Here is an 8132-nt window from a genome sequence, read left to right as displayed (position 1 = left end):
ATGGGCCCAGGTGGTCAAGGTGGCCGGCATCCAGGCGGACTGAGCACGGCGGCGTGCCCGTACCCGGGACAAACCCGGCTTCGCAGCGCTGCAACCCGGTCTTTCGCAATCGCGCATAGGCGGTCCGGGCCTGCCTGCTTAGGCTTGCCTCCGGTATCCAGAAAAACAACCCCGAGACAAGGAGACGGATATGCGGAAAGGCTTGATGCGAGGCGGCTTGACCAAGGCGCGCGCTGCCGGCTGCGCGCTGGGCGCCGGCCTGCTGTGGACGGCGGCGGCGCAGGCGCAGCAGATATCGGACGACGTGGTGCGCATCGGCGTGCTCAGCGACATGTCGGGCCTGTACGCGGACACGGCGGGGCGCGGCTCCGTCGAGGCCGCGAAGATGGCCGTGGCCGACTTCGGCGGCCAGGTGCTGGGCAGGAAGATCGAGGTGGTCTGGGCCGACCACCAGAACAAGGCCGACGTGGGCGCCACCCATGCGCGCACCTGGTTCGACCGCGACGGCGTGGACCTGATCGTGGACATCAACAACACGGCCGTCGCCATCGCCGTCAACAACCTGGCGCGCGAGCGCGGCAAGATGGTGATCAACACCGGCGGCGCCTCCGACATCCTCACCAACGAGCACTGCGCGCCCACGGCCATCCACTACACCTACGACAGCTATGCGCTGGCCAACGGCGCGGTGCGCGGCATCCTTGCGCAGGGCAAGAAGGAATGGTTCATCCTGGGCGTGGACTATGCCTTCGGCAAGGCCATGACGGCCAATGTGACCGACTTCCTGAAGGACGGCGGCGGCAAGCTGGTGGGCACCACCTTCCATCCGCTCAATGCCAGCGATTTCTCGTCCTTCCTGCTGCAGGCCCAGGCCTCCAAGGCCTCGGTGATCAACCTGGCCAATGCCACCAGCGACACGGTCAACGCCATCAAGGCCGCGCACGAGTTCGGCATCGCGCCCAGGCAGACCCTGGTGCCCAGCCTGCTGTTCATCAACGACGTGCATGCGCTGGGCCTGCGCTACGGCCAGGGCATGGTGCTGACCACGGGCTTTTACTGGGACCGCACCGAGGCCACGCGCGCCTGGTCGCGGCGCTTCTTCGAGAAGATGAAGAAGATGCCCTCCATGATCCATGCGGGCGCCTACTCGGCCGTCACCAACTACCTCAAGGCCGTGCAGGCCACCAGGGGCGACGACGGCAACGCGGTGGCGCGCCAGCTCAAGCAGATGCCCATCGAGGACTTCTTCGCCCAGAACGGCAAGGTGCGCGAGGACGGCCGCATGGTGCACGACATGTACCTGGTGCAGATCAAGAAGCCCGAGGAATCCAAATATCCCTGGGACTACTACAAGGTGCTCTCCACCATCCCCGGTGACGAGGCCTTCCGCCCGCTGTCCAGGAGCAGCTGCAAGCTGGTGAAGACATCATGAAGACACGCGCCGCCGTACTCACGAGAACGGGCGCAGCCGCGCCCTATGCCGACAGCCGACCGCTGGAGATCTGGGAGGTGGACCTGGCGCCGCCCGGCCCCGGCGAGGTGCTGGTCAAGGTGGCCGCCGCAGGCGTGTGCCACTCCGACCTGTCCATCATCAACGGCGACCGTCCGCGCGACACGCCCATCGTGCTCGGCCATGAGGCCACAGGCGTGATCCAGGCGCTGGGCGAGGGCGTGACCGACCTGGAGGTGGGCGACCACGTGGTCATGCTCTTCGTGCCCGGCTGCGGCGACTGCCAGCCCTGCGCCGAGGGCCGGCCCGTGCTGTGCGAGCCCGCAGGCCAGGCCGGCGTGGCGGGCACCCTGCTGTCGGGTGCCAGGCGGCTGTCGCGCAATGGCCAGCCCATCTCGCACTTCGTCGGCGTCTCGGCCTTTGCCGAGCATGCCGTGCTCTCGCGCCGCGGCGTGCACCGCATCGACAAGTCGGTGCCGCTGGAGCTGGCCGCGCTGTTCGGCTGCGCCGTGATGACTGGCGTGGGCGCGGTGGCCAATACCGCCAGGGTGAGCCCCGGCCAGAGCGTGGCCGTGGTGGGGCTGGGCGGCGTGGGCCTGTCCTCGGTGATGGGCGCGGCGGCGGCGGGCGCGGCCCGCGTGGTGGCCGTGGACCTCAATGCGGACAAGCTGGCCATGGCGCGCGATTTCGGCGCCACCGACACCGTCAACGCCGGCGACGAGGATGCCGTCAAGCAGGTGCGGGCGCTGACGGGCGGCGGCGTGGACCATGCCTTCGAGATGGTGGGCTCGGCCAAGGCACTGGAGATGGCCTACCGCATCACGCGGCGCGGCGGCCAGACCGTGACGGCGGGCCTGCCCTCCAGCGCCCAGGCCATCAGCCTGCCGGTCTGGCACCTGGTGGCAGAGGAGCGCACGCTCAAGGGCTGCTACATGGGCAGCTGCGTGCCGCGCCGCGACATCGACCGCTACCTGGCCCTGCATGCGGCCGGCAGGCTGCCGGTGGACCGGCTGGTGACCGGCCACCTGACGCTGGACCAGATCAACGAGGGCTTCGACCGCCTGGCGCGTGGCGAGGCCATACGCCAGATCATCCGCATGGAGGCCTGATAGGAGGTCAGGCCGACCAGCGAGGACCGGGGCTGCTGCTGCTGCTGCGGCTGTGTCCAAGCCAAGCACGGCGGTCAGGTGCCGTCGGGCAGCAGCTGGTTTTCCCAGCCGGTCAGCCGCTCGATGGCGCGGGCCACCTGCAGGATGCGGGCCTCGTCGAAGTAGCGTCCCACCACCTGCACGGCCAGCGGCAGGCCCTGGGGTGACAGGCCCACCGGCACGCTGACGGCCGGGTGCCCGGTCACGTTGAAAGCATGGGTCTGCACCGGCCAGTGGCGGAAATGCGGCATGGGGTCGAAGCGCGGCGCCGTATCCAGGGTGATGGCGGTCAGCAGCACGTCGCAGCGGTCCAGCGCAGCGTCCACGCGGGCCGCCAGCATGCGGCGCACACGCAGGGCGTTCAGGTAGTCCTCCGAGGACACGGTGGCGCCCAGCAGCAGCCGCGCCGCCGTGAGCTCGCCATAGTCCAGCGGGCGCGAGCGCAGGTCCTGCGCATGGATGGTGAACATCTCGGCACTGAGGATGACGCGGCCGGCCGCCAGGAACTGCTGGCTGTGGGGCAGGCTCACGTGGATGGGACGGGCGCCGGCCTCGGCCAGCAGCGCGGCCGTGCGGTCGAAGGCCGACAGGAACGTGGGCGACGCCTGGGGCGACGACTGGAAGTGGTCCTGCGGCACGCCGATGGTCAGGCCCTTCACGCCCTGCTCCAGCCCCGTGCAGTAGTCGTCCACGGGTTCGGTGGAGCTGGCCGGGTCCAGCGGGTCGTGCCCGGCCAGCACCTGCAGCGCGATGGCCGCATCCTCCACGCTGCGCGACAGCGGGCCGCAGTGGTCCAGCGTCCAGGCCAGGGGGAACACGCCGTGCTTGGAGACGCGGCCGTAGGTGGGTTTCAGCCCCACGGCGCCGCACCAGGCGGCCGGTATGAGGATGGAGCCGCCCGTGCAGGTGCCCAGGGCCAGCCGCGTGAAGCCTGCCGCAATGGCGGCGCCCGAGCCCGACGACGATCCGCCCGGAATATGGGCCAGGTCCCAGGGGTTGCGGGCCGCGGGAAACGGCAGGTCGGGGCTGGGCGCGCCGATGGCGAACTCGTGCGTGGCCAGCTTGCCCAGGATGATGGCGCCGGCGTCGCGCAGGCGCCGCACCGGCGTGGAATCCTCCTCGGGCACATAGTCCAGGCTCAGCCAGGACTGGCAGGTGGTCGGCAGGCCTGCCACGTCGTAGACGTCCTTGATGGCCACGGCAATGCCATGGAGCAGCGGCAGATCGGCGCTTTCTCCGCGCGCCATGTCTGCGTTGCGCGCAGCCTCCATGGCACCGCTGGCATCGAGATTGGTGAAGGCATGGATGTCGATGTCCATGGCGCGGATGCGTCCCAGCGCCGCCCGGGTCAGCATCTCCGAAGTGGTCTTGCCGGCGCGCAGCGCGCTGGCCATCTGTCGTATCGAAAGTTCAGGACTGCCGCTCATGCTTGCTCTGACGGGAGATGGTGGTGTGGATCTGCGAGGGTCCCGCCTCATGCGCCAGTTCGTTGACGAGGCCGCGGTGCTCCATCAGCAACTGGTGCTCCGCCAGGATGGGTCCCAGCCGCTCGAAGGGGATGTCGATGCCGTGCTTTTTCAGCGCATTGAGCAATTCGTGCAGCGCATTGACATCGGGCCCTGCCAGTTTCTGCGGCGAAGGGGGTATTTCAGATTTTCGCGATGCCGGCATCACTGACCACCTTTCTCCATTTTCTGGCGTCGTCGGATACGAATGCCTTGGTGTTGTCCACGGATTTCCAAAGGGGAATGCTGCCAAGCTCCATGAATTTCTTCTGCACCTTTTCGTCGGTCAGGATATTTTTCATCTGTGCATTGATGGCGTTCACTATCGCGGCCGGCGTGCCCTTGGGTGCCATGAGCACATTCCATGAGGTCTCGTTGAAATTGCCGAGCCGGGCCGGGCTTTGCTCGCTGAGCGTCTGCCAGTCGGGCATGAGGGGCGAGCGCTCGCGCGTGGCCACGCCCACGCGATTGACCTTGCCCTGGTGCACATACTGCTTGGCCGTGATCAGCAGGTCGAAGGCGATATCGACCTGGCCGCTCACCAGGTCGCTCATCATGGGCGCGGCGCCCTGGTAGGGGATGTGCAGCATGCGTATGTCGGCGGCCAGGCTCAGGGCCTCGGCTGCCATGTGGCCCGCGCTGCCGTAGCCCGGCGTGGCATAGGTCAGCTTGCCGGGGCTGCGCCGCGCCAGCTCGATCAGGTCCTGCACCGACGCCAGCTTCAGGCCCGGGCGTGTGATGAGCACCAGAGGACCGTCGTTGATGGTGGAGATGGCTTCGAGGTCGTTGACCACGTCATAGCCGGCCTGCGTGTACAGCGCGCCCGAGATGGTCTGGGCCGTGGAGCAGATCAGCAGCGTATATCCATCGGGACGGGCCTTGGAGACCTGGCGCGCACCGATGTTGCCCGAGGCGCCAGGGCGGTTTTCCACCACCACGTTGACGCGCAGGCGTTGTGCAAGCTCCTTGGCGATGATGCGCCCCACGATATCGGTGCCACCGCCTGCCGGGAAAGGAACAACCAGCGTGATCTGCCGGTCTGGCCAGGCCGCATGAACCAAGCTGGCAGCGATCAGGAAAATACCTCCGAAAATCAGATTGAGGATTTTTTCATTCGCTTGATTCAAATGGTTGCGGAAATGGGGCTTGTCTTTTTGCAGACGTGAGCAGGCACATGGGATGTGCACCACTGCGGCTGCCTGCAGCCCGGGCCTGGCAAGCGTTCAGTTAATCAATCTTTTTAAACTATCGAGATATTAAGTTCCATAGTTTTACATCATGAAAGAAGGGGTGCAAGGCCTGTGCCACGCTTGGCGTAGGGGTGTTGCATCGATGCCGCAGATAAGGGTTTCCGACGGCGATGGCCTTGGCGCGCGTCGGGATTCAGGGCAGGGAGGGTGAAAGGTTGCACCGGCAGTGGCACCGGCGCAACGATTCAGCGGGCGTGTTGGCTCAAGCGCGCAGCGCCTGTTCCTGCAGCAGGCGCTTGAGCACCTTGCCGTTGGGGCTGGTGGGCAGCTCGGCCAGGGGCACGATGCGGGCGGGCAGCTTGTAGGGCGCCAGCCGTTCTCGCAGGTGGGCACGCGCGGCAGCGTTGTCCAGCGTGGCGCCGGGCTGCAGTTCGACGAAGGCGATGACCTCCTCGTTGCCATCGGTTTCGGGGCGGCCGACCACGGCGCTGCGCTGCACGCCGGGCAGCTCGTTGAGCGCCAGTTCCACCTCGGCCGGATACACGTTGAAGCCCGAGCGGATGATCATTTCCTTGAGCCGCCCCACCACGAAGAGCGCGCCGTCGGCATGCAGCTCGCCCAGGTCGCCGCTGGCGTACCAGCCGCCCTCGCGCATCACGGCGGCCGTGGCCTGGTCATCGCGGAAGTAGCCGTGCATCAGGCCGCGCCCGCGTATCCACAGCTCGCCGCGCTCGCCCACCGGCAGGGGCCGGCCCGTGGCCGGGTCCACGGCGCGCACCTCGGCGCCTTCCACCACGTAGCCGGCGCTGGTGTCGGGCCGCTGCTCGCCCTGTCGCGTGAGGTGGACCGACCCTGCGTATTCCGACAGGCCGTAGCCATGGTGCAGCGCCTGGCCGAAGGCGGCCTCCACGCGTTTCTTGAGCGTCAGGTCCAGCGGGCCTGCGCCTGTGTAGACATAGCGCAGCGCCGGCGCCTGAGGGTGTGCAATGCCCTGCTCCTGCAGATGGGCCAGCAGGCGCGCGTACAGCGCAGGCGGCCCCTGCAGTTGCGAGATGCCGTGGCGCGCCAGCGCATCCAGCAGGTCGGCCGGGTCGAACTGCGGGCGCATCACCATCTGCGCGCCCGCATGCAGCGAGGCCAGCAGCACCGTGCCCAGCCCGAAGATATGGGTCATGGGCACGAAGGCGTAGCTGCGGTCCTGCGGACCCAGGCCGCGGGATGTGGCCGAGACGCGCGCGAACAGCGTCAGCGCGTCATGTCCCACCATCACGCCCTTGGGCGTGCCCGTGGTGCCCGAGGTGAAGATCAGCGCCGCCACCTCGTCCTGCAGCGCGCCGGATTCGGCCACCGCCTCAGCGCGCACGGGGCTGTGCTGCATGCCGGCCAGGGCCGAGTCGCCTGCGCCAAAGCGCCGCGCGTGGCCGCTGGCGCTGTCCGATGCGGCCGAGGTGAAATACACCACGCGCGCATCGGCCTTGGCCGCAAAGGCATCGATCTCGCCGGGCGCCATGCGTGCGTTCACGCCGCAGGACCAGGCGCCCACGCGGCTGCAGGCCAGGATCAGCGCCGCATGCTCGGGGCAGTTCTCGGCCACGACCAGCACGCGGTCGCCGGGCCGCACCTGCAGCGCGCGCAGCTCGGCCTCGGCCGTGTCCGCCAGCGCGCCCAGGTCGGCAAAGCTCAGACTGCTGCCGTCGGGCAGGTGGATGAAGGGACGCTGCGGCGCTTCGGCCAGCCAGCGGTCCAGCAGATGGTGTATTCGTTGACTCATGCTCCGCGTATCCCTCAGTCCACCACAATGCCTTGCGTGACGGTGGCCCACATGGCGCGCTCCTTGGCACCGCGCTCGGCCAGTTTCTGGGGTGCGCCGGTCCACTCTTCGTAGCCCAGTTCCTTGAGGCGCTTGCGCAGCTCCGGCTGGGCCAGGGCGGCGTTGATGGACTTGTTCAGGCGGGCCACGAGTTCGGGCGACATGCCCTTGGGCCCATAGACGCCATACCAGCCGCCCACGTCGAAGCCCTTGAGGCCTTCGATGCCGGACTCGGCAAAGGTGGGCACATCGGGCAGGGACGCATTGCGCTGCGGCGAGGTGACGGCGATGGCCCGCACCTTGCCGCCCTGGATGTAGCTGCTGGCGGTGCTGATGATGTCCAGCATCATGCTCAGCTGGCCGCCGATCACGTCGGTCATGGCCGGTGCGTTTCCCTTGTAGGGGATGTGGTTCATCTCGATGCCGCTGCGCCGCGCGAACAGCAGCGCGCCCAGGTGGTTGGAGCCGCCCACGCCGGCCGAGCCGTAGTTGAGCTTTTGCGGATGGGCCTTGGCATAGGCCACGAGCTCGGCCGTGGTCCTGTAGGGCTCGTTGTTGTTGACCACCAGCACGTTGTAGTAGCTGAGCACGGGCGCCACGGGCGTGAGGTCACGGGCCGGGTCGAAGGACATCTTGCTCATCACGTTGGGGCTGATGGTGATGGTAGGGCTGGCCGCGAACCACAGCGTGAGGCCGTCGGGCCTGGCGCGCACGACCTCGCTGCCTGCCATGGTGGCGTTGGCGCCGGGCTTGTTCTCCACCACCACCGAGGCACCCAGCTCCTTGGTCAGCGCCACGCTGAGCAGGCGGGCGCCCTGGTCCACGGGGCCACCGGCCGAGTAGCCCACGATGAGGCGCACGGGCTGCGCGTCCTGCGCGGCGGCGGGGAGGGTGGCCAGGGCGGTCACCAGGGACGCCAGAAGCGGGGCATGGGCCAGGGTGGCCAGGGCCTTGCGGCGGTGTTGGGCGGGCATGTGCATGTCTCCTGCAAAAGATGAATGAAGCGCTGCCGTGGTCTGCACGACGCGG

Annotated in this window: 7 protein-coding genes; 2 read left to right on the top strand and 5 right to left on the bottom strand. The window is 68.1% G+C overall.

The annotated features are described in order from the left end of the window. Window positions 1-190: 190 nt before the first annotated feature. Together L995_RS19935 and L995_RS19930 are read left to right on the top strand one after the other, a co-directional pair. The gene (locus tag L995_RS19935; protein ID WP_047473189.1) at window positions 191-1432 is read left to right on the top strand and encodes an ABC transporter substrate-binding protein; all 1242 of its coding nucleotides are present in this window, start codon (window positions 191-193) and stop codon (window positions 1430-1432) included. Beyond that, window positions 1429-2559 (top strand): zinc-dependent alcohol dehydrogenase family protein, encoded by a 1131-nt coding sequence (locus L995_RS19930; RefSeq protein WP_047473187.1) that lies wholly within the window; start codon window positions 1429-1431, stop codon window positions 2557-2559. The genes L995_RS19935 and L995_RS19930 overlap by 4 nt, the downstream gene beginning before the upstream one ends. A gap of 74 nt (window positions 2560-2633) precedes the next feature. On the opposite strand, the gene L995_RS19925 is transcribed toward L995_RS19930, so the two are convergent. The 5 genes from L995_RS19925 to L995_RS19905 form a co-directional block, all read right to left on the bottom strand. Then, a complete protein-coding gene (locus L995_RS19925) occupies window positions 2634-4025 on the bottom strand; it encodes an amidase (protein ID WP_047473185.1) in 1392 nt (463 codons plus the stop codon). Then, entirely contained in the window at window positions 4009-4191 is a 183-nt protein-coding gene (locus L995_RS19920) for a hypothetical protein (RefSeq protein ID WP_017406642.1), read from the bottom strand. The genes L995_RS19925 and L995_RS19920 overlap by 17 nt, the downstream gene beginning before the upstream one ends. 55 nt (window positions 4192-4246) lie before the next feature. Further along, the gene (locus L995_RS19915) at window positions 4247-5089 is read right to left on the bottom strand and encodes a tripartite tricarboxylate transporter substrate binding protein (protein WP_231574486.1); all 843 of its coding nucleotides are present in this window, start codon (window positions 5087-5089) and stop codon (window positions 4247-4249) included. Between the two features lie 466 nt (window positions 5090-5555). After that, window positions 5556-7064 (bottom strand): class I adenylate-forming enzyme family protein, encoded by a 1509-nt coding sequence (locus L995_RS19910; protein ID WP_047473182.1) that lies wholly within the window; start codon window positions 7062-7064, stop codon window positions 5556-5558. 14 nt (window positions 7065-7078) lie between these two features. Continuing rightward, entirely contained in the window at window positions 7079-8077 is a 999-nt protein-coding gene (locus L995_RS19905) for a Bug family tripartite tricarboxylate transporter substrate binding protein (protein WP_016450253.1), read from the bottom strand. Between the last annotated feature and the right edge of the window lie 55 nt (window positions 8078-8132).

The sequence above is a fragment of the Delftia sp. ZNC0008 genome (assembly GCF_000799035.1).
Classification (GTDB): Bacteria; Pseudomonadota; Gammaproteobacteria; order Burkholderiales; family Burkholderiaceae_C; genus Comamonas; species Comamonas tsuruhatensis.
Note: the sequence above shows the minus strand (reverse complement) of the source record. Positions and strands in the feature narration are given on the sequence as shown.